We start from the raw sequence: 1,065 nt of genomic DNA, 5'->3' as shown, positions 1-1,065 counted from the left end.
GGCTTCACTAACCTTTGTAACGTGCCCGAGGGTATCGTACTGATAGTGAGTTGCCCCTGCAGTATTATCTAAAATTGAAGAGATTCGGTTCTGTGCATTGTATATGTATTTTTTTTCTCTACCTGACCATCGCTGCTCGACTAATCGGCCGACACCGTCGTAAAGTTTGCTCTCTTTGAAACTCGCAGTTTCAGTGACAGAAAGCCTCCCCATAACATCATATTGGAACTCAATTTTCGGTAATGAGTCATCGCTAAACCGGATTTCGGAAAGCCTACCATTGGTGTCGTATGAAAAGTTAAGTGACGTCTTGTCAGGTAAGGTTTGCGAAACACGCTGTCCGACTCGGTTAAACTCTTCACCGATTTCAAATTGACCTTGAATACGCTTAGTTAAATGTCCAAATGAGGAATATTGATACTGTAGAGTTTGATGACGATTAGAGGCTAAAGTCAGTCTTCCACCTAACGTATAGTTAAAGTGATTCTCTACAATATTTTTTCCATTTCCCGCTTTAATATGCTGAAGAAAGCCAGCATCGTCATAGCGGTATAAAACGGTCCTATCTGCAACATCTTTTCGGATGATTCTTCCCATAGAGTCGTATTTGAATTGGCTGTGTAGCCCATCAAATCCAACGGTACCTGATAGTAAACCTTCGCTGTCGTACAAAAACTCAAACTCTAGACCATCACTTCGAACTAATTTCGTTAGGTTACGTTGTTGATCGTACTCGTAGGAAATATGGCTGCCATCAGGGAAGATTACCGCTTCTTGTTGAGCCAAAGCTCCCCATTGATAAGACGTGACACCTTCTGGTGTCTGTATCTGTGCAACACGACTAAACTCGTCATAAGCGTACTCTTCACTGTAACCGACTTTGTCTTCGTCGTTGAAATATCTTATCGATGTGCGGCGTCCGTAATCATCATAGGAAATCTGGACAACACATCCATCGGGATACGCAATCCCATTAACTAAATCGGTAGCGCCATAACTGTAACGAAGTAAAGTGCCATCTACTTCATGAGCGACTAATCTTTGTTGTTTATCCCACCACCAACG

At 42.4% G+C, this 1,065-nt stretch carries 1 pseudogene; it reads right to left on the bottom strand.

The features are described from left to right. Positions 1–1,065, bottom strand: a pseudogene (locus R7P67_RS26250) (type IV secretion protein Rhs); the annotation flags it as partial.

It is taken from the genome of Vibrio sp. Vb0937 (assembly GCF_033338855.1).
The sequence above is the reverse complement of the archived record's forward strand: the minus strand, read 5'-3'. Positions and strand labels throughout refer to the sequence as shown.